Here is a 21,897-nt window from a genome sequence, read left to right as displayed (position 1 = left end):
AGTAAAATGATGGATAATTACAAGGGTCATACAGATCCCCGAATTCTTCGTACGCGGCTTTTAATAAAAGAGGCTTTTATTGATTTGCTGCAGGAAATGGATATTGAGAGAATGTCTGTTAGCCGCATAGCGGAGCGCGCTACAATTAGCCGTGTTACGTTTTACCTCCATTATCGGGATATACCCGATATGTTAGAAAAAATGGCTGATGATATGATTGAAGATATTCAGCCCGCTGTGAACAGTCAGCCTGTGAACGAGGGTGCTGCCGACGATACGGATTTTGTAATGCTGGTGCGGATGCTTGATCATATTGCTAAACATGCTAAATTTTATAAAGTGATATTAGGTTCGAAGAGGGTACCTATCTTTACTGAACGCTTGTTAAATATGCTAACTGAAATAATAACTGCAAGGTTAGAGGTTTTGGGAAATGATTCTTTCTTTTATAAAGCAGGAATTCAAAAGGATATAGCTATTTGGCACGGATCTTCAGCATTGATAGGCACTATAGTTTCTTGGCTGCGAAACGACATGCCGTATACACCGCATTTTCTCGCAAAACAGCACTTCTTGCTCTACCATTTTCAAGATAAAAATTCTTAATTCGTTATAATTAGAATTCCTGGTATTTGTGGGCGATAAGAAAAGTCGTTCTTTTTAACGAAACAAGGTATGTAAAACAAATAATTTTTGGAAGATCTTCTTTACTGAATTTTTTCCAATATCGTGAGTTGGGTTATGATTTCCTGGATGCCTTCTTATTTGGTAAGTAAAGGGTTAGACTTGTTGTCAGTAAGTGCCTTGATGTCCATTCCATATCTCGCTTCCTTTCTTATGTTTAATGTGAACGGCTGGATTTTAGATAAATATATGACAGGAAGAGAAAATACCTGGAGCAGGATCCATATCATCTGACTCGAACTGCAACAATGTGGCAGGGAATGCATTGGCTACATGTTGAACAAGAGGAATAACAAGCTCTTAAGACTTTGAGCAGGCTTCCCCCTATGGGGAGTCTGCTTCATTTTATATATATGCATGGCTTCTACTCAGAAGCCATGGCCTTTACTTCTTGAAAAAATATAAATCCTAACATCGTCGAACATACTTGATAAAACGAATTATGTTATTCAATTTGGTCTTCTTTAATAGTTAGGACGGTTGTATAAAAAGTCAGAAAAATATAAAATATATTTAAGATTATTAGAGTATGTTCCTGTTACTATCGAATCATTACATTTTTTAGCATGAAATTACATTTAAAGAAAAGAGTGAGTTTAGTAATGAAAGACATTAAAAATATCTATTGTGTAGGTCGAAACTACGCTTTACATGCAAAAGAATTAAATAATGAAATCCCAACTTCCCCTTTTTTATTTTCAAAACCAACTCATTCACTTGCAGAAGCAAATGGCCAGTTAATTACGTTGCCAAGTAATCAGGGTTCCATTCACTATGAAACAGAACTTGTCATACATATCGCAAAGCAGTTCCAAACAGGAATGAAAGTAGATGAAATAGTTGATGCTATGGCCATTGGGTTGGATTTAACACTTAGAGATGTTCAAGCACAGTTAAAGCAAAAACAGCATCCTTGGCTTTTGGCTAAAGGATTTAAAAATTCAGCGGTTGTTAGTGATTTTATTCCATTTCAGGGTGTCGAAGCATGTGAACAATTAGATTTTTCTCTTTTAAAAAATGGAGAGCGTGTACAAGTCGGAAATATTAAAGACTTACTTTTTGATTTGCAAACGATAATCGAGTTTACAGCAGAGCATTTTGGGCTTGGAAAAGGAGATATTATTTTTACCGGAACTCCAAGTGGCGTCGGTCCTCTTTCAGATCAAGACAAGCTTTCACTAAACTGGGGTGGAAATGAAATTGGATCCTGTTCAGTCACACTATAACCATAAAGAAGAGCAGTCATTTTTGACTGTTTTTTTATTAAGTCCCCAGATGTCATTGCAACTAAATGGCAGGATAGAGTAGCTAATAAAGAGGTAATATCAGTACTCGGAAAATTAAATAAGGGAGCAAATGATGTAGAAAACCATTGGCTTTGTTGATAATAAGTCTAATATAGTAGTGAGGAATATAATTCACGTGATGGTATTCTAGTTCTAACGTCATTGGTCTGTTGTAATTATGTTTCCTGTATACAAAAATATCTGAAACAGTTTCTTCTGAATAGTCCATAAATCCTCTTTTTTTCATAAAGGCTCCCAGGCCTTTTATATTCCACGAACTCAATTTCCTTTGTTTGGATTGATAATAAAAACCATAATTAATGCATATCATTCTCAATGGTACTATTTTTGTGACTATGTTATAAGAAAATGACTACTTTTAAAAAAATGTCTAACACTATAATATTAGGTAAAGTTTAATAATCTAATGAAAATTATTGAATACTTGGAGGATATTTAAAATGAAGCACCTAGTTGTTTATGCACATCCAAACCCTGAAAGCTTAAATCACTCTATTTTGGAAACAGCAGTTCATGCATTAAAGAAAAATGGTCACGAAGTTGTTGTCCGTGATTTATATGCACTTGATTTTCAACCTGTACTGACACCAGAAGATACAGCAGCTATGAAAGCAGGAAATACTCCAAATGATATTAAAACGGAACAAGAATTTATTACGGATGCAGATGTTATAACATTTATTTACCCTATATGGTGGACTGGTCTTCCAGCAATTCTTAAAGGGTATGTAGACCGAGTATTTGCATTTGGGTTTGCTTATTCTGCTGGAGAAGAAGGTGTAATTAAGTTATTAAAAGGTAAAAAGGGTTTTATTATCAATACACATGGAGCGCCTAACGAGGTTTACGATAAGGTGGGTATGACAGCAGGCTTGAAAGTTACCTCCGACATTGGGATATTCGATTTCACTGGAATAGAACCTGTGGAACATTTACTATTCGGAAGTATTGGTTACCTTGATGAAGACTCATATAAAGGTATGTTAAAGAAAGTTGAAGATACAATTAATTCCCATTTCTCATGATCATATACAAATGTTGAAAAAAAGCCTGCTCACTACTGGGGAGTCTTGAAAGGTTTTGAACCACAGGTGCTTTATTAAAAGAAATTGCAGAGGCAGCTTTCTTTCTTTACAACAAAAGGGAAGCCCCCTCTTCAGAATGAGAAGAAGGGGCTTCCCTTTTGTGAAAAATTGCTTCATTAACCTTATGATCTCTTGTCTTAAGTAAAGGTTAATCTTATTTCCTTCAAATTAGGTTGGAGGAAAGCGCATAGTTCTGAATGAATAGAGCCGATGATTCTTTCGTAGGAATCATCGGCTTTTTACAATTAACCTGAAACTAATAGAAAGGAGAATTTTAAAAGAATTATCCCTCTCTCCTTCATTGACATCGCTTAGAAGCGGAGGACCTATCTTTTAGCCTCATTTAACTAATAAGGGCCTCCTACCTGAGTTTTTAATTCGCATACAGGCGATATTGGTCACTTAATGTATCTCCATTACCGTAAATATAGGCTTTTGAGCCTGATGTATAAGAAGAATCGTCGTACTTCCATTTGATTCTGAGACCCATGTACCCGCCTGCTCCATAGGTGTTCTCGCCATTCTTTTTAATATATTGCGAGAAACTGGTCCACGTCTTGGGGCCAACCACACCATCCACTATCAGATGGTTTTCTTTTTGATATTTCTTTACACCCGCTTCGGTTTTCGGCCCAAAAATCCCATCAACGTCAACCACTGCTGAATCAGTATAAAAACCCATGACATTGAGGATATACTGCATATTTTTGACTTCCACCCCATGAGTGTCCTTCCGCAAAATCGAGTTTTTATCCCAGCTTTGCGGGTGGTGAAATCCTCCGGCAGATGCTGAAGCAGTGGAAAAAGATATCCCCAGGACTATTGCTAATACTATCAAACAGGTAAGTAATTTCTTCAAAGCGCCATCTCCCTCTTTTTTATTTTCAATACACCTTACTAGTTCCCCTCAGATTTTATATTCCCCTTCCGACAAATGTCCTGTTTATTTTGAAACTGCTAAACAAACATAGTCACCAGTAGGACCACAAAATTGGATAAGTTGTACGAACAATAGAGAAAATCCTTAAAGCTTTAAAAGAAGATGCTAGCTCTTAATCATTGTGTTCAAAGGAGAAACAGATCATCTGATACCTTTTTACGCTGTTGGAGTATTTATCCCTTTTCCCTTATCCCAAACAGGAATGATGCTTAAATGGGTTAGAGAAAAACCTAAAGGTTGGATTCCAAAACTAATTATTAATTCAATTGGCGGGTTAATTAACTTTATCATCACAATGATGTTCTTTTTTTACTAAATTCCACAGGTTTTGTAGGTATTGGTATTTCTACCTATCATTATTTTAACCTTTCATCGAATTAGAAAGCACTATGAAGCTGTTGGCGATCTGTTGCGACTTACAACATGCGAGCCTTCTAACCTAAAATATATATATAAATTTTATAAAAATGATAATTCATGTAACTTAAACAGTATTATTTGATGGTTTCTAATTACCTCTCTAAATCTTTATCCAGTATAAAAACTTCAATTCTTTCACCTGTTTTAGTGCTAATATCACTATGGGAAGAAAGAACTTTACATCCAGTATGATCTTCAACTATTTTTTCGTAATCCTTAGTGTACATTTCACGAAGAAGCGAGCGCATTTTTTTTACAAGTTTTTTGCCGGAATTGTGACTGACAAGATGCTTTTCTTCCACAGTCAGGACCCCTTTAAAACGAGTAATCAACATGTCATTAATTATATATGTTTTTGCTTCCTGTGGTCCTCTGCCTATCAGATCACGCTGGAACTTAATAAATGCTGCACTTATTTCTGCTTCAAGTTTCTTTTTTGGATTTAACATAATGCCTCCATTTTATCTCGGGAATTTATGGGATTTATCATAATGCCCAACCTTAGTTATTGTCAATGTAAGTTTACAAACCTATAAAAAAATGTAATCACTAGAATTATTAAGTAAAGTTAGCTTTTGATGACTTATTCGGACTAAAATGACTTTATTTGGTCGATTTTGAATTAATATCGTGATTTTATGAGGTTTACAAACATTTAATGATGAGCGTAGAATAATCCACATAAATAACAATTTGATATCGGCCAAATCTCAAGAAATTGAGAACGGAGGACCCACTATTTTTGGGGTTAATTCTGCATTTGCAGAAGGGATGAGATACTCTTTCGCCATCCTACCCGTCAGCTAACTTCGTCGGCTAAAGCGAAGGAGGTCATAAGACCACCTTAATTCAGGAGGCTTTTTTTGTTATGTTTGTAGCAAGATAGCAACCTGTCATTTCCGTAGGTCTTTTTATTATGCCTATAAACGAAAAGGTGTCTTGGAAGACAGATCGCACAGAGAGCTGTAAAGCTTGCTGGGTGATAAGTAGACCAATGAGTACTTTTTCTCCAATTTTATATGTTTGCTTTGCAATTAATCCAATAACCGATGCGTGAATCGTATTTATTAACGCGGGGATATGGATAGCTACTGCATGGCTGCATACATGGGGAAAGAGTAAGCATTGGTCTATTTTTTTATGTTATCAACTGGCAGGCTTCTCTTCCCCAGAAAGAATGCAGATTGAAAATTAATAAGAGAAAGTACTAATGGGGTGGATTGTATGGGAAAAGTGCTGCTTGTTGGAAAAGGAAAATTATTTATATCTGTAAAGGAAAGTATAGGGGCCACCCACACGGATACAAGTAATGTAGAAACTGTAGACTATGATGAAGAATGGTTTAAGCCTACAAGAAACCTGAAGGAATGTGATGGAAAAATGGTTCATAAATCAGAGCAGGATAACTGTGTTTATCTATTCCCTAATTCTCTGTTTGATGGAATTAATCTTGTGAAAATATTTTCAGAGTTCAAATCTTATAGGTTTTTTGTTGTCACTCATGATCATCAATATTCTAGTCTATATAAAAAATGGGAGCTGATTTTGTCATCTTCAGTAAACCAGAATGTTACAGCTATAACTGGCTGCTAACAAGTGGAACCTAGTTTCTTTAAGAAACTCAAAGGGGGTGAGTACATTTTAGTTTGAAATTTTTATAGTTTGGAAGGAGAGACGTCAATGGATCTTATATCAGTTTCACTTACAGCTTTTTCATTCTTAACATTTTTTGGATTTATCCATTTTTGTAACAAAGTTATAGAAGAAAAAGGAGAGTAGAAACGATGTTTTTATTATTTATTGTTGGAGCACTTTCGTTGTATTTAATTCATGCTTTAATTTACCCGGAAAAATATTAATAGCTACAAAACGGAGGAAATGCAAATGGATTTTTTACAAATCGGTCTGGTATTGGCACTCGTCATTATCCTGGCAATACCACTGGCGAAATATTTAGCTAATGTTTATTCCCTTGAAACAACAAAACAAGATCGGATGTTTGGATGGTTAGAAAGGGGCATTTATAAATTATCTGGTATTAATACCGGTGATATGAACTGGAAGCAATATGTAAAGGCACTACTATTGAGTAATTTAGTCATGTTTATTATTTCGTACATGATCATTCGATTTCAAGGAATTTTACCGGGTAACCCAAGTAAGATAGACAACATGGATCCATTATTGGCATTCAATACTGCTGTAAGCTTCCTTACCAATACCAATTTACAGCACTACAGCGGGGAATCGGGACTTTCTTATTTATCGCAAATGGTCGTCATCATATTTTTGATGTTCACGACACCAGCTACCGGTCTTTCGTTATGTATGGCTTTTTTCAGAGGCCTGACCGGGCAGTTCAGTATGGGGAATTTTTATGTGGATTTAATTCGTTCCATCACCCGGGTACTACTGCCGTTATCTATCTTAATCGGTCTTGTCCTAGTATCTCAAGGGGTTCCGCAAACCCTTGATCCTACGGCCATTGCAACTACATTGGAAGGTGCGAAGCAGAATATTGCACGTGGGCCAGTAGCTGCGTTAGAGTCTATTAAACATTTAGGGACAAATGGCGGTGGATTTTTTGGTGTCAACTCGGCACATCCCTTTGAGAATCCTAATGGTTTCACCAATATATTAGAGATTTTATCAATGTTTCTGATACCTGTTGCCCTTCCATTAACGTTTGGATATATGGCAAAAAACAAGAAATTAGGTTGGATTCTTTTTTTAGCAATGGGATTAATGTTCCTTGTGTTCTTAGGTGTTACGTATTTCAGCGAACAAAATGGAAATCCAGCATTAGAGAGAATAGGGATTTCTCAAGAGAATGGAAGTATGGAAGGGAAGGAGGTGCGGTTTGGAATCGCACAGAGTGCCCTTTTTACAGCCGTTACGACAGCAGCTACTACAGGTACAGTCAATAATATGCATGATACGCTTACTCCACTTGGAGGATTAGTGCCATTGGCAGAAATGATGTTGAACTGTGTGTTTGGCGGTGATGGAGTAGGGACGGTCAATATTCTTATGTACGCAATAATGGCTGTATTCATTGCCGGGTTGATGGTTGGACGAACGCCGGAGTTTTTAGGTAAGAAAATTGAAGGTAGGGAAATGAAACTAATAGCGATTGCCATCCTTTTACATCCATTAATCATCTTAGTTCCGTCGGCCATAGCTTTAGCTACACAAATGGGCACTTCGGCTATTTCTAATCCGGGTTTTCATGGAATTTCGCAGGTTGTTTATGAGTTTACCTCTTCAGCAGCTAATAATGGCTCCGGATTTGAAGGTTTAGGGGATAACACTCCATTTTGGAATCTATCCACCGGCTTAGTCATGCTGTTTGGCCGTTACTTTTCTATGATTGCACTAATCGCTGTCGCAGGTTCATTACTTACAAAGAAACGAGTTCCCGAGACGATTGGAACGTTTAAGACAGATAATAGCACTTTCCTGGTCATTCTCTTAGCAACGGTATTAGTTATTGGCGCTTTGACGTTCTTCCCAGTAATTGCACTCGGACCAGTAGCAGAATGGCTCACAATTAGATAATGAAGAAAAGGAGTATTCTCAATGAGTACAACGCGTAAAGGGACTCTCAATAAGGAAATTGTCTGGCAAGCTATAAAAGATGCCTTTAAAAAATTAGATCCAAGAATAATGGCTCGAAATCCTGTCATGTTTGTAGTTGAAATAGGATTTGTAATCACTCTTTTACTATCCATATTCCCAAACTTTTTTGGAGGAACATCGGATAGGGGTTATAACATAGCCGTAAGCGTAATACTGCTTGTTACAATACTCTTTGCTAGCTTTGCCGAAGCATTAGCAGAGGGGCGGGGTAAAGCGCAAGCCGAAAGCCTGAAAAAGACGAAACAGGATACCAAGGCAAAGTTATGGCAAAAAGATGGTTCTATAATGGTTGTGGAAGCCACAGAACTCCGTAAAGGCGATATTGTCTTGGTGGAAACCAATGATTTAATCCCAACCGATGGTAATGTAATTGAAGGAGTAGCCGCAGTAGATGAGTCCGCAATTACTGGCGAATCAGCTCCTGTAATCAAAGAATCTGGTGGGGACTTCTGTTCTGTAACTGGAGGAACGAAAGTCATCAGTGACTTTATCAAAATTATCGTTACTTCAGACCCAGGTGAATCCTTTCTTGATCGAATGATTAACCTCGTAGAAGGAGCTAAAAGGCAAAAAACACCTAACGAAATTGCACTGAGTACCCTGCTTATTAGTTTGACCCTTATCTTTTTGCTTGTTTGCACTACACTAGTACCAATTGCTTCTTATATTAAAGTCACATTACCCATAGCAACCTTAGTTGCATTACTGGTCTGTTTGATACCAACAACCATTGGGGGCCTATTGTCTGCCATTGGGATAGCGGGTATGGATAGGGTTACTCAATTTAACGTCATTGCCATGTCGGGAAAAGCTGTCGAAGCAGCTGGTGACATTAATACCATAATCCTTGATAAAACAGGAACGATCACCCATGGGAACCGCATGGCTTCAGCTTTTTTACCGGTTAAGGGGATAAGCCAAGCTGAGTTAAATAAAGTGGCTGTTCATTCATCATTACACGATGAAACGCCTGAAGGCCGATCTGTCATCGAACTTGCTAAAAAAGCCGGTTTATCTGATAAAGAATTAGATAAAACCGGGACAGTAGGAATTGAGTTCACGGCTGAAACTCGGATGAGTGGTACAGACTTTTCTGATGGTAGAAAAATCAGAAAAGGTGCTGCTGATTCAATAAGACAATATTTACAGCAACAAGGTGAAAAAGTACCTGGGGATTTAGAGAGCATTACTAATGAAGTCGCATCTGCGGGTGGTACGCCACTAGTTGTTGCAGAAGGAAACCGTGTGCTGGGTGTCATTTACTTGAAGGATACAGTAAAACCAGGCATGAGGGAACGCTTTGATGAATTGCGGAAAATGGGAATTAAAACCGTTATGTGTACCGGTGATAACCCATTGACTGCTAATACCATTGCTAAAGAAGCCGGAGTAGATGATTTTATTGCCGAAGCCAAGCCTGAAGATAAAATTTCTGTCATTAAACAGGAACAAGCACAAGGCAAACTTGTGGCCATGACGGGAGATGGAACGAATGATGCCCCTGCATTGGCCCAGGCTGATGTTGGATTGGCGATGAATACAGGAACCGTCGCAGCGAAGGAAGCCGCGAATATGGTGGATTTGGATTCTGACCCTACAAAAATTATCGAGGTAGTGGCCATCGGGAAACAGTTACTCATGACACGGGGTGCCTTGACAACCTTCAGTATTGCGAATGATGTGGCTAAATACTTTGCGATCATTCCAGCTATGTTTATGTTGGCCATTCCGCAGATGAAGGCTCTAAATATTATGAATCTGGCTACACCACAAAGTGCTATTTTATCAGCTTTAATTTTTAACGCTGTTATTATCCCCCTTCTCATACCATTGGCAATGAAGGGTGTAAAATACGTTCCTATGAGTGCTTCAAGATTATTAACCAAGAATTTGTTCATATACGGATTAGGTGGAGTGATAGTTCCTTTCATAGGAATCAAACTTATCGATGTAATCCTAGTCATGTTTCATTTAGCTTAAAATCAAAAGTAAGGGTGAGAATCCATGTTGAAAAATATACGCGTAGTTCTGGTGCTACTTGTTATGTGTGGAATTGCCTATCCATTGCTAATGACAGGTGTTGCTCAAGTCATTATGCCTGCAAAAGCAGATGGCAGTTTAATAAAAAACGAATCAGGAAAAATCATAGGTTCTGAACTAATTGGTCAATCTTTTAAGGACCCAGGTTACTTTCATGGTCGTGTTTCTTCTATAGAATATGATGCGGCAGGCTCAGGTACACCCAATTATGCCCCATCCAATGAGGACATGATCAAGCGCACAAAAAAAGATTTGGCAACATTTTTAAAAGAGAACCCTACTGTCAAACAAGAGGAGATACCTGCTGATTTACTGACAAACTCTAGTTCGGGCCTTGATCCAAATATTTCACCCCAAGGGGCGAAAATTCAGGTATCACGCATTGCTAAAGAGCGAGGTGTATCTGAAAAAAGTATATTTAATCTTGTTGATAAATATACGGAAGGACGGTCATTAGGAGTTTTTGGAGACCCCCGAGTGAATGTATTAAAATTAAACATAGCATTGGACCAACTAAAATAACTTTTGAAAAGGAGAGTTTTTCACTCTCCTTTTAACCTTGAACTGGATTTAGGAGGTCAGTATTATGTTAGAACAATTCCGAAGAAAAACCCCAGATGAGATATTGAATTCCATATTAAAAATAAAAAAGGGCCGGCTGAAAATTATACTTGGCGCAGTCAGTGGTTCAGGCAAAACCTATCATATGCTTCTTGAAGGAAACGATTTGAAAAAGCGAGGTATTGATGTCGTTGTCGGTATTATTAGCGCATCTAATCGTCCGAAAACCTTGGAACAAGTGGGAGGTCTTGAAATCATTCCAGCTATCGAATGGGAAGTTAAAGGAGAGACTAAGCATGATTTAGACTTGGATGAAATATTCGCAAGAAACCCTGAAGTTGTGTTGGTAGACCTGCTTGCTCATAAAAACAGACCTTCTGCCAAAAACGCTACAAGACTAGAAGATGTACAGGAGTTAATTGACAATAAAATCAGTGTCATTACAACCATAAATATTTATGAACTTGCCGGTGTTAAAGAAGTAGCAGAACATCTCACGGGACTCCCAATTCATGTGAGTAATACTGTGCCAGAGGATACGCTTTCTCACGCTGATGAAGTGAAATTATTGGACGTAACCCCCGAAGCTATCCTAAAACGTCTACAAGAAGGAGATTTAGATGAAAAACATGAGCAAGTAAAAGGACATGCTCACCTTTTTAAAAGACATAACTTAGCTGTACTTAGGGAATTATCCCTTCGCTTCCTGGCAGGGGAGGTAGAGGATGATTTATACGAATATCGAGAGCGTAAAGGGTTATCTGGTCCCTCTGGTGCTTCAGAGCGAATCTTAGTATGTGCTCAATATCATTGGAATGGTTCCATTTTAATCCGAAGGGGAGATCAAATTGCCAAGCGATTAGGCAGTGATTTATTAGTTACTTGTTTTATCCCTAATCAAAAATCACTTTCCAAAGTAGAAGCCACATTTAAACGATCAATTGGGAAATTAATAAAAAAATTAGATGGGACGTTTGAAGAAATATCTATCAGTAAGGAAAACATTGCTGAAGAAATTGTGGCCTATGCTTTATTGCATAATGTCACTCGAATTATACTTGGTCAGTCTAAAAGAACTCGTTGGGAAGAGATTATTCATGGATCCATCGTCAATCGGATTTTACGTATAACAAAGAATATTGATGTATTTGTTGTTGCAGACCGAGCTGAAGTGGAAGGAGAACGGATCATACCTGCTATTCAAACACAGAGGAAAAAAGAAAATCCCTATCGCAGGCTATCTTCAACCGAATTAAAAGAGAAGATACAAAAAGTTAAAAGAGGTACCTTAAAAGTATATATTGGTGCTGCTCCTGGAGTAGGAAAAACATATACTATGTTAAGGGAAGCCAATCAATTAAGGAAAAATGGAATCGACGTAGTCATTGGCTTACTAGAAACACACGGGCGTAAGGATACGGGGAATCAGATAGGGTGTTTAGACATGATCCCTAGAAAAAAAGTGCAATATAAAAATGTAACCTTGGAAGAAATGGACCTTGATACTATCATTCTGCGTAATCCTGAAGTAGTACTAGTGGATGAGTTAGCTCATACGAACATTCCGGGTAGTAAAAATGCTAAACGGTATGAGGATGTAGAAGAGATACTAAGTGCAGGAATTTCTGTTATTTCCACTATGAATATTCAACATTTAGAGAGTTTAAATGACAGTGTCGAACAAATTTCTGGAGTCCGAGTAAGGGAAACTGTACCGGACCGGATCCTACATTTAGCAGACGAGCTGGAATTAATAGATATTTCGCCTAAGACATTAAGACAACGTATGCGAGAAGGTAACATTTATACAATGGATAAAGTAGAGCAGTCGTTAAGCAATTTCTTTAAAACTGGAAACCTAATTGCGCTCAGGGAGCTTGCATTACGTGAGTTAGCAGACGATGTAGATGATCGGTTGGAATCATATGAACGGAAAAATGGCGTAAGAGGACCTTGGCGAACAGAGGAAGTCATTTTTGTTTGTGTAAATTTACGTCAAGATTCAGAACGTTTAATACGAAGGGGATTTCGAATAGCGTATCGTTTGAAGGCCCAATGGTTTGTTGTTTATGTAAAAGACCATCAAAACTTGTCTAATGAAGAGGAAGTCATATTGAAAAGAGTCATGGTTCTAACGGAACGATTAGGAGGGATATTTGAAATATACCATGCCACACATCGGCGTTTAGTAGTAAAAGAAATAACGGGACAATTAAAAAATAAAAAAGCAACACAAGTAATTATAGGTCATTCAGCTAGGTCGAGGTGGCAAGAAATAAAAGAAGGCTCCATTGTTGAACGTCTTCTTCGCGAGACGAGGTATTTAGATGTACTAGTGGTAGCTGATTGATTGTTCAAGAAAGCTATCAAAAACCCGTTCGTAAAAGTACACTTTTACGAATGGTTATTTTTTTAATAAAATCCTCTTATTTTAACGTTCGTTAAAATGAAGGATGGCAACGTCAAGCTATGTTGGAAAATGGTCTCAATGAACGGGTTATCTTTTTAGAAAAACAAAGTGGAAAAATTTCAATCGAGTTCAATATCAATTATTAAAACGATTGATTCGTAAAGGTGATGTCCTTTACATTCATTCACTGGTGGTAGAAATAAAGAAGAGATCCTCCAGGAATGGAATGACATCACAAAAAATATTCAAGCAGATATCGTGGTGATGGATATGCCTTTGTTGGACACTACTCAATTTAAGGATAGTTTAGGGACCTTCATCGCAGATCTTGTTTTACAAATCCTCTCCTGGATGGCAGAAGAGGAATGGGCCGAAAACGGCAGCGTGAAGGAATTAATGTGGCTTTGCAAAACGGTGTACCCTTCGGCCGACCGAACGCCCAAGTAACGGAAGGGTTTAAAGAAGTGAAGTGTATGATCGTTGGAAAGCAAGTGAGATTTCAGCAGTTAACGCCATGGCGGAATTAGGCATTAAAAAGACGACTATTTATTAGTTAGTTAAAGAATACGAAAGAGACTTTTAATGTAGTTCTATATGTATAGAAGAAACTCGTCAAAAAGAAGCCTTTGCTCAACTGGAGCACAGGCTACTTTAGGTAGATTCTCTCATTTCCTATTATTAAAATGGCTGAAAGAACCTTTCATCAACAATATCTTTTTTAAAGTTTTCAAATGATTATGCTTACTATGCGAGATTTTATCTATAAAGTCGACCTATTTAGATGATAGTAACCTTTTTTTATCAATATAAACTTAAAGTTCCACTTATAAGTATGTTTAATGGTCTCTTGTATTTAAAACCAAAAATCAAAAACCAAAAAGCCAACAGTCAAAATGATTATTAATAATATTGCTCCAAGAACTATTATGGACATCTTTTTTAATAAACGATTTTCTTCGGATTCAATTCCACATAATGATGCACCTAACATAATTCTAGAGGGGCTGGCCATAGTTGAATGAGAAGAGCTCGTATTTTGAATACTAGCAATTAAATTTAATGGCAATCCGGTTTTCTTAGCAGTTTCAACTTGTAGTTGAGTAAACATAGCATTTGATCCTGTATTACTTCCCGTAAGAAATCCTCCAATTCCTCCAATAAAAGGAGAGACAAATATAAACATACTTCCGAAAATTAAACCTGCAGCATTAGCAATCGCAAATGTCATATTTGCTGTAGTCATTAGTTGAGAAATTGCTACAAATGCTGTGGTGGAAATTACAAAGGGAACCCATTGTTTTATAGAAATTTTAAGCGAACTCCAAATAATGCTTTTAGAGATTTTGAAAATGAATATGGTATATAAACATGTAATAAAAAGCCAAAATCCTGGTGAGTAAAGTAATGCTAATGAAAATGAAAAGGAAGGTAATTCAATGACAAAATGTGATTCTAGAAATTTTTTTATTGAAGGGATAAGTCTTGAAATGAAAATTAATAGGGTAAGTATTAAATAAGGACTCATAACCTTGATGATATTCAAATTTGTACCGTTATTTTCAGATACAGAGGTTTCGATAACGGTTTCATTTATCATTTTTAATGATGAAGAGTTTTTTATCTTTATAACCAGTAACCCGATACTACTAGTAACCAATGAACTGAGTACCCCGGCCAGTTCAACACTAACAAAAGCATTAAATAGAAATATTGAAATAGAAAAGATAACTGAAAGTAAAAGGATTTCCTTCCATCTATATTTTATTGCGTCTTTACCCCCAGCTAAATAAACAGCAATTAATAAAAAATAAATAAAAACAGGGATGCTTATAATTGCAGTTCCTGTACCAAGTTCCTGAAGGGGAATTCCCCCAATTTGTGCCCCAATTACTGTTCCCGTGGATAATGCTCCCCAGGGGACTGCAAGTAAACTAACAAGTCCAATAGATGCTGCTTTCATAGGACTAAACCCTAAAGCAATTAAAATGGGTGCTACAATCATAAATGCTATTCCAAAGCCACTCGTTGATTCTAAAAGTGGAGAAAGCCCTATAACTAATAGAATGACTTGCAAAATCTGATCAGTTGTTACTTCTGAAAGAAATGAAGCAATCGCCCGAATTCCACCAGTATTATTAATTAGATGAAAAAAGAGTATACCAAAGAATAAAACATACGCTGCTACAAAGGAAATTAAAAATCCTTTAAAGGAGGCATGTAAAGTACTTTCTACTGTTATATGGTAACTAGGATATACCAAAATAATAAGCAGTGTAACAATGTAAGATAAGAGTCCAGACCGGAGTGATGTTTGTTTAAAAACAAATAAAAGTACAAATATAGATATAAAAGGCAATAAGGCTATTATTAGATTCATAATGATCATCCTTTCGAAATTGAAAAAATACGTCTACGCTATATATAGCGTAAACGTTTAAATTTATGAAATGTCACTATATAAAGCTTGCAAAACTGATTGAGCGCTTGCAAATAGTGAAAATAATATTCTATCTGGTGGAGTTGAAACATAATTTAATCCATGAGGAGCCGCATGTTTAGATAGCCATTTTACTGATTGCCAAGAACCTGCTATCTCTCCGCCTAAACCCATTAGATATTCTCTTTCGTTCGATAGTTTTAAAAGTTTTGTCCTTCTTAGGCCTTGTACAATTGACTTTCCTACAATTTGTTCATTAATAATTTGAAATGGGCTACTTGGCATTATATTTAATTTAACGTACTCTGGAATAATAGACTTAGCTGAGTCTGCTCTATTCATATTAAGGCACGCTGCAGTAAAGTCGTTACCCCCAAATAATGCACCATTTAGTTCTATATTTGTTCCTTTAACGTCTAAAATATCTTCTAATACATGGAAAGAACCAGATGTTTCAATCATTATAGATACTCCACGAACTAAATCTTGAATACCGTATGATTGTACAAGTTTTTCAAAAGTTTCTATAAACATAGAAACCTCTTTTGGAAAGGTAACCATCGATAATAAAATTTGAAGTGTAACATCAATATCATTGGTTTGTGCTTTGTGTGCTGCTTTAATAATACCTTCGCACCAGATCTCACATATATCTTGTCTTTGGACGGTAACTCTCACTCCCCGACAACCGTGGTATGTTTCCGATTCATTCGCAAGAATGTTAACACGATCACTAACAGCTTTATTATTTAAATTATATTTTTCAGAGAAATTCTCTGTGTTAAAATCTTTCGTAAAGATCATGTTATAGGGCATACATAATAATCTAACAACAGCGATTTCTCCTGTCCCTACTTTAAACACGTCATAAACCATGTCGGTAAATCTTTTTAAATATTTCTCTCTATAATGAGAGAAATTTTCACCAACAATTTCTTCACCTAGAAATATGATTCTCATTAAATCAATATCAGTGGATTGATTCCACATCCGTTCATCTCTTAATAATCCTAATCCGTATCTTTTTGAATAACCCTTTAAGCAAATATCACCATTTACTAGTGAGATATCACTTCCATACATTCGGGTGAGAGTCATTGTTCTAGCAGTATGTGCTGTCGATAATACTTTGAGTTCCGAAACTTCGTATGCAGCCCTTAATAACTTTTGGAAACCAACAAACTCTGAAGACTCAATAGTTTCAATAAGAAATTGTTTATTATGTTGATATGTACTTGAATGAATAATATTTTGTTCTGCATTAGCTGGACCATAAATCTCTAATGACTCTAGAAAAGCTTTTGAAAGAATTTGATAAACTTTAATGATAGTTGAAGGATTAGCCGATAAATTACCTTTGAAAATTAATCCTTTATTAGCATTTAATGAAATGTAATCACCTTCATTTATCGTATCTTTTTCAAAAATGACTTCTCTTAATGGTTGTTCAATATAAAATTTACTACCATCATTAAATGTATAAGTTAACATTTTAGGTTCTATATTAAATTGGTATTGGCAGTTAACATCAACTAACGTTGGAATACCTTCACAACTAGCTTGAACAGGGCAAAATGTAGTACGTGCCTTCTGGTTAGTGAAAAAACCTTTAGATGATGTTAAAACATAAAAATCTTCTAAATCCCCAGTTGTTAGAGAATAGATTAAGTTAATAGTTGTGTTTCTACTTTGGGCTTCTTGTAACAATAGCTCCCCTAATTTTCTATCAAGAACTAGTTGACCGGATACATCCCCAGGTAGAATACTTTCCCCCTGTCCGATGGGGGATTGATCATTTTCCTTAACAAAGTTAGGAGAAAGGAGATCTGTTAACTGTTCTTCCTCGATTTCAAATAACACATCTCTTGGAGATAAAAAACCTTGTGCTATTTTATGTAACTTTTCATTTAATGTGTTTTTATTTTTAGTTAGCAATTGCATTAGTTTGTCACCTTATCCTTATTAATATTTTTATATACAGGCGTACTATATTTAGGGTTTAATGTTTTTTCTTGAAATTTATGTATTAAATTTCTTGTTATTTCTCCAATTTTACCTCCAGATAATTCAATGTTATTAATACGAGCAACTCCAACAATTTCAGCATGTGTTCCTGTTAAAAAAACTTCATCTGCATTAATCAATTGAAAGGGTGTAATATCACTTTGTTTAACTTCCATATTAATTTCTCTAGCGATATCCATAATCATTTGTCTCGTTATTCCTTGTAAGATTCCGTTTGATGGACTAGGGGTTACAAGTGTATTTTTATCTATAATAAAAACATTACATATAGTTGATTCTGAAACAAACCCTCGGGGGTCTAGTAAAATTGCATCATCTGCTCCATATTCATTCGCTTCCATTCTAGCAACAACACTATTAAGGTAATTAAGTGATTTAATCTCATGTGAGGTGGCATCCACAGCATCTCGGCGTGTAGAGGCAATTACTAGAGACAACCCATTCTCTTTAACAGACTTTCCATGGACATTTGGTAAATCTTCTACAATGATAATTAAACTAGCGCTCTTGCAAGTACTAGGATCTGGACCTATGTGACCTACACCTCTTGTAACAAGTAAACGAATGTAGGCATTCTGAAGTTCGTTGATTTTCAGTGTTTCTAAGATGAATTCACCTATTTGTTCTAATGAGTATGGAAGCTGAATTCGAAGACTATTGGCTGAACGTTTTAACCGATTAAGATGTTCCTTCATTTGGAATACATGTCCAGAATAACAGCGTAACCCTTCATATATTCCATCACCATATAATAAACCATGATCATACACACTGATTTTTGCATCATCTTTATTGTAGAAAGCACCATCAACAAATATTTTTGTAGTCATTTAAATAACCTTCTTTTCTTTTTATTAGAAATTAAAATCCCTATTATCTACTTTGAATATTCAGACTTTATTAAGTGAAGACATTTAGACTTAGTTGTGCAATAATGTCCCTTCTTTTTCCTTTCTTTGATTTTATTTCCAAATTCACTATAGTGAATTTGATTCCATGATAAATCCGTTATAAACTAAAGTCAAGAATTAAATTCACTATAGTAGAATGCAGGGGGCTTTTATGGAATTTTCAACTAATGTAAAAAATGTAAGGAAGTCAAAAGGCTACACACTAGAAGAACTAGCTAAAAAGTCGGGAGTTAGTAAGTCTATGTTATCTCAGATTGAAAGAGGTGATAAAAATCCAACAATTCATGTTGCTTCACAAATTGCGGAAGCACTGGATGTAACAATATCGTCTTTGTTGGGGGAGGATCAAAAAAGAAGTGTGTCTATTATTCGTTCGAGTAACAGATTAATATATAAGGACGAAAACACAAAGTTCGAAAGACATCTTTTATCACCGCCGGCTAATGATATTGAATTCATTTTAAATAAAATTCCTCCTTTAGAGGAAACCGGAATTTTTCCACCTCATAAAAAGGGTGTAGAGGAATACATCTATGTTTTAAAAGGAAAAATACAAGTTGAATTAGGTGAGGAACCTGAAATTTATAAGTTAGAAGAAGGGGATTCAATATATTTTGAAGCAGATATAGACCATAGGTTTCTGAATTTATCAGAAGAAGAGTGTAATTACTTTTTAATAATTAATTCAACTAAAAAAAATATGTATAGATAACTTCGTTAATAAACAGTGGTGTACTTAAAAAACTATAAAAAGAATACATGCTTATAAGCTGAACTGCCCCGTAAATGTTAGTTTGGTGTCTAACATTTACGGGGCAGTTCACTTTTGCCTACAGTCTTTTTTGTTTTAAAATAATTTCTTCATCTTCATCTAAACAGTGAAAAGCTAGGAAGGGCACATTTAACATCGCACTTGTTTCTTTTGTATATACTCCGATTCCCTCTAATCTATGCTGACCATCCATTAGTGAAGCTTTTTTTTTTGCATATTAATCTGCCTATATTTGGACGGAGTTTATCATAAGCCTGAAAATCCCATTATTCTCAGGATTTAAGCAATTATTTCAAGCTTTCTTAGATCAATTGAGTTAAACCGAAGTCATATCTAGCCGATTTTGATAATTAAGGTATAATAATAGGGTAAGATATTTTGTAACGGATTAGGTGAAGATGATCATGAAGCTAATCATTGCGGAGAAACCAGATCAAGGTTCAACGTTAGCAGCTCAATTTAAAACGAAGAAACAGCAAGGATATATAGAAATCATGCCGAATGAACTTTTTCCCGACGGAGCTTATGTAACTTGGGCCGTCGGGCATTTATGTCAACTCGTTTCGCCGGAAACCTATCATTCAAAATGGAAAAAATGGTCGATGGAAACGTTGCCGATGATTCCAGAGAAATTTCAATATGAAGTGACCCGACAAAAGGCAAAGCAATTCAATGTAGTGAAGACTTTGCTTAGGAAACCGGATGTCGATGAAATCATTCATGCAGGCGATGCTGGGCGTGAAGGAGAATTGATTGTACGTAATATCGTTAATCTATGTAATGTCAATAAACCGATGAAACGTTTATGGATTTCCTCTTTGACCCCAAAAGCGATTTATGAGGGATTCCAAAACCTGATGGGCGAGGAAAAAACCAGGCCACTCTATCATGAAGCGTACACGAGAGCTTGCGCAGACTGGGTTGTGGGAATGAATGCATCGAGAGCGTATAGTATTCTATTGAAACAAAGGGGTGTTTCGGATGTGTTTTCAGCTGGTAGGGTTCAGACACCGACTCTCGCTTTGATAGTGAAACGGGAAATGGAAATTGAACAATTCAAGACTGAACCGTTCTGGGAAGTGTTCGCTGACTTCAAGATGGATGGTAAGGAGTATCAAGGAAAATGGCAGCAGAACAATGATCCGAGAATCAAGACAAAAGAACTTGCTGATAAAATTGCCGCCTTTTGCAAGGGTAAAGAAGCTGAAATTGCGGAAATGGCTACAGAAAGAAAAGAATTTCAGCCACCTTTGTTATTTAATCTATCGTCATTGCAGGCAACCGTAAACAAGATTTATAAATATTCACCGAAACAGACGCTTGATATTGTACAAAGTTTATATCAAAAAGGGATCGTTTCTTATCCACGTTCAGACTCCAATTATGTTACGGAAGGGGAAGCCGAAACATTTCCTGATATATTGCAAAAACTAAGTGGATTTTCAGAATATGAATCCCTGTTTCCTTTACCACAACCGAGCATCATGAATAATAAACGGTTTGTAAATGAAAAAAAAGTGACTGATCACTATGCAATTATCCCGACGGAACAAGTGACCGACCCAAAGAGGCTTTCTGCTGAAGAACGGAATATTTATGACTTGGTGGTCCGCCGGTTGATTGCGGCACATTACGAGAAAGCCATTTTCGATTACACCACCATTAAAACGCTTGTCGATAAGCGTGCCGAATTCATTTCTAAAGGCAAGCAGCAGATCCAAGAGGGATGGCGCAAAGTGATTTTCCAAAATGAGAAGGATGATGAAGATATCCTTTTGCCGTCCGTTTCAAAAGGGGATTCTGGAAAGGTCGCCAAAATAAAGGTGAAAGAAGGAAAAACCCAGCCTCCAAAGCGCTATACAGAAGGTCAGTTGATCACTTTGATGAAAACGGCCGGAAAACACTTGGATAATGAAGAGTTAGAAAAAGTGCTGATGAAAACCGAAGGCCTCGGCACTGAAGCAACTCGAGCTGGTATCATTACCATGCTCAAAGACCGTAAATACATTGATGTCAAAAAAAATCAGGTGTTTGCGACGGATAAAGGGAAAGTGCTGATCACTGCAATCGGGGAGAAAATCCTGGCTTCACCTGAAATGACAGCTAAATGGGAACAGCGTTTAAGGGAAATTGGTGAAGGGAAGGCCTCAGCCGGCGTCTTTATGGAAGCTGTTAAAAAGATGTCAGCAAAAATTATCAGTGATGCCGTGGAATCATCTGAAAGCTGGGATTTTCAAGGGCTGGACACCGAGTCGATTCAACGGAGCGGCCCTAAAAAGAGAAGCTCGGCATCTGTGGGCAGCTGTAAGCTATGCGGTTCTAAGATTGTCGATAAAGGGGAATTCTATGGATGTGTAAATTATCAAAAAACCAAGTGTAACTTTACGATCTCCAAAAAAATCCTTAATAAGAAAATCAGTCAAGCAAATATAAAAAAATTATTGTCGAGCGGTGAAACGGATTTGATAAGTGGTTTTAAAAAAGGTGAAAAAACCTTTGATGCCATTTTATCTTGGTCCGATTCTGAAAAGAAGATCAGCTTTACATTCCAAACAGAACAGAACATCAAACAAACATGAGAAGAAACTTCATTTAAAAGCGCCCTGAGACGTTATCTTCTTGTTTCAGGGGCGTTTATATAGTAAAATTTTTAGATATGCGTTTGA

The 21,897-nt window shown here is 36.5% G+C and carries 16 protein-coding genes, 2 pseudogenes and 1 riboswitch; of the genes and pseudogenes, 13 read left to right on the top strand and 5 right to left on the bottom strand.

The genetic code is table 11. From position 1 onward, the window contains the following. Nucleotides 1-9 precede the first annotated feature (9 nt). The 3 genes from ACFX4X_RS04675 (at nucleotide 10) to ACFX4X_RS04665 (ending at nucleotide 3,016) form a co-directional block, all read left to right on the top strand. Nucleotides 10-606 carry a TetR/AcrR family transcriptional regulator gene (locus ACFX4X_RS04675; protein WP_284470413.1) on the top strand — a complete coding sequence of 199 codons (597 nt, stop codon included), beginning with the start codon at nucleotides 10-12 and terminating at the stop codon, nucleotides 604-606. A 680-nt stretch (nucleotides 607-1,286) separates the two neighbouring features. After that, nucleotides 1,287-1,910: a fumarylacetoacetate hydrolase family protein gene (locus tag ACFX4X_RS04670; RefSeq protein WP_284470415.1), complete on the top strand. Its 624-nt coding sequence runs from the start codon at nucleotides 1,287-1,289 to the stop codon at nucleotides 1,908-1,910. Nucleotides 1,911-2,431: 521 nt separating this feature from the next. Further along, nucleotides 2,432-3,016, top strand: coding sequence for an NAD(P)H-dependent oxidoreductase (locus tag ACFX4X_RS04665; protein WP_284470416.1), 585 nt, complete (start codon nucleotides 2,432-2,434; stop codon nucleotides 3,014-3,016). 433 nt (nucleotides 3,017-3,449) lie between these two features. Here ACFX4X_RS04665 and ACFX4X_RS04660 read toward each other — a convergent pair whose 3' ends face one another. After that, nucleotides 3,450-3,935: a peptidoglycan-binding domain-containing protein gene (locus tag ACFX4X_RS04660; protein ID WP_061463678.1), complete on the bottom strand. Its 486-nt coding sequence runs from the start codon at nucleotides 3,933-3,935 to the stop codon at nucleotides 3,450-3,452. Between the two features lie 190 nt (nucleotides 3,936-4,125). On the opposite strand from ACFX4X_RS04660, the pseudogene ACFX4X_RS04655 reads away from it, so the two are divergent. Beyond that, nucleotides 4,126-4,449, top strand: a pseudogene (locus ACFX4X_RS04655) (amino acid permease); the annotation flags it as partial. Nucleotides 4,450-4,528: 79 nt separating this feature from the next. On the opposite strand, the gene ACFX4X_RS04650 reads toward ACFX4X_RS04655, so the two are convergent. Beyond that, entirely contained in the window at nucleotides 4,529-4,885 is a 357-nt protein-coding gene (locus ACFX4X_RS04650) for a Na-translocating system protein MpsC family protein (RefSeq protein WP_371748431.1), read from the bottom strand. A gap of 242 nt (nucleotides 4,886-5,127) precedes the next feature. Then, nucleotides 5,128-5,269, top strand: a riboswitch (cyclic di-AMP (ydaO/yuaA leader). 391 nt (nucleotides 5,270-5,660) lie between these two features. On the opposite strand from ACFX4X_RS04650, the gene ACFX4X_RS04645 reads away from it, so the two are divergent. The 7 genes and pseudogenes from ACFX4X_RS04645 (at nucleotide 5,661) to ACFX4X_RS04615 (ending at nucleotide 13,639) form a co-directional block, all read left to right on the top strand. Next, the gene (locus ACFX4X_RS04645) at nucleotides 5,661-6,029 is read left to right on the top strand and encodes a hypothetical protein (RefSeq protein WP_377382003.1); all 369 of its coding nucleotides are present in this window, start codon (nucleotides 5,661-5,663) and stop codon (nucleotides 6,027-6,029) included. Nucleotides 6,030-6,220: 191 nt separating this feature from the next. Next, nucleotides 6,221-6,295 (top strand): potassium-transporting ATPase subunit F, encoded by a 75-nt coding sequence (locus tag ACFX4X_RS04640; RefSeq protein WP_081109011.1) that lies wholly within the window; start codon nucleotides 6,221-6,223, stop codon nucleotides 6,293-6,295. A gap of 25 nt (nucleotides 6,296-6,320) precedes the next feature. Further along, complete coding sequence (kdpA, locus tag ACFX4X_RS04635; RefSeq protein ID WP_377382000.1) at nucleotides 6,321-7,994, top strand: potassium-transporting ATPase subunit KdpA; 1,674 nt, start codon at nucleotides 6,321-6,323, stop codon at nucleotides 7,992-7,994. Between the two features lie 21 nt (nucleotides 7,995-8,015). Further along, complete coding sequence (gene kdpB / locus ACFX4X_RS04630; protein WP_377381997.1) at nucleotides 8,016-10,055, top strand: potassium-transporting ATPase subunit KdpB; 2,040 nt, start codon at nucleotides 8,016-8,018, stop codon at nucleotides 10,053-10,055. A 24-nt stretch (nucleotides 10,056-10,079) separates the two neighbouring features. Beyond that, nucleotides 10,080-10,637 (top strand): potassium-transporting ATPase subunit KdpC, encoded by a 558-nt coding sequence (kdpC, locus tag ACFX4X_RS04625; protein ID WP_061463672.1) that lies wholly within the window; start codon nucleotides 10,080-10,082, stop codon nucleotides 10,635-10,637. A 64-nt stretch (nucleotides 10,638-10,701) separates the two neighbouring features. After that, nucleotides 10,702-13,026 carry a histidine kinase gene (locus ACFX4X_RS04620; RefSeq protein ID WP_061463671.1) on the top strand — a complete coding sequence of 775 codons (2,325 nt, stop codon included), beginning with the start codon at nucleotides 10,702-10,704 and terminating at the stop codon, nucleotides 13,024-13,026. A 119-nt stretch (nucleotides 13,027-13,145) separates the two neighbouring features. Further along, a pseudogene (locus ACFX4X_RS04615) lies at nucleotides 13,146-13,639 on the top strand (recombinase family protein). A gap of 300 nt (nucleotides 13,640-13,939) precedes the next feature. Here ACFX4X_RS04615 and ACFX4X_RS04610 read toward each other — a convergent pair. From ACFX4X_RS04610 to ilvE, 3 genes are all read right to left on the bottom strand, one after another. Then, nucleotides 13,940-15,463: an L-lactate permease gene (locus ACFX4X_RS04610; RefSeq protein WP_377381992.1), complete on the bottom strand. Its 1,524-nt coding sequence runs from the start codon at nucleotides 15,461-15,463 to the stop codon at nucleotides 13,940-13,942. Nucleotides 15,464-15,526: 63 nt separating this feature from the next. Further along, the gene (locus ACFX4X_RS04605) at nucleotides 15,527-17,464 is read right to left on the bottom strand and encodes a putative PEP-binding protein (RefSeq protein ID WP_377381989.1); all 1,938 of its coding nucleotides are present in this window, start codon (nucleotides 17,462-17,464) and stop codon (nucleotides 15,527-15,529) included. After that, the gene (ilvE, locus tag ACFX4X_RS04600) at nucleotides 17,464-18,378 is read right to left on the bottom strand and encodes a branched-chain-amino-acid transaminase (RefSeq protein ID WP_061463668.1); all 915 of its coding nucleotides are present in this window, start codon (nucleotides 18,376-18,378) and stop codon (nucleotides 17,464-17,466) included. Before ilvE ends, ACFX4X_RS04605 begins: the two co-directional genes overlap by 1 nt. A gap of 232 nt (nucleotides 18,379-18,610) precedes the next feature. Between ilvE and ACFX4X_RS04595 the strand changes: the two genes are divergently transcribed. Then, a complete protein-coding gene (locus ACFX4X_RS04595; protein ID WP_289320195.1) occupies nucleotides 18,611-19,171 on the top strand; it encodes a helix-turn-helix domain-containing protein in 561 nt (186 codons plus the stop codon). Between the two features lie 464 nt (nucleotides 19,172-19,635). Next, on the top strand, nucleotides 19,636-21,810 hold the full coding sequence (locus ACFX4X_RS04590; protein ID WP_289337424.1) for a DNA topoisomerase III: 2,175 nt from the start codon (nucleotides 19,636-19,638) through the stop codon (nucleotides 21,808-21,810). The last annotated feature ends 87 nt before the right edge of the window (nucleotides 21,811-21,897 follow it).

This window comes from Peribacillus sp. YIM B13481, from assembly GCF_042787985.1.
Taxonomy (GTDB): domain Bacteria; phylum Bacillota; class Bacilli; order Bacillales; family DSM-1321; genus Peribacillus; species Peribacillus simplex_A.
This window is presented reverse-complemented; position numbering and strand designations above follow the sequence as displayed.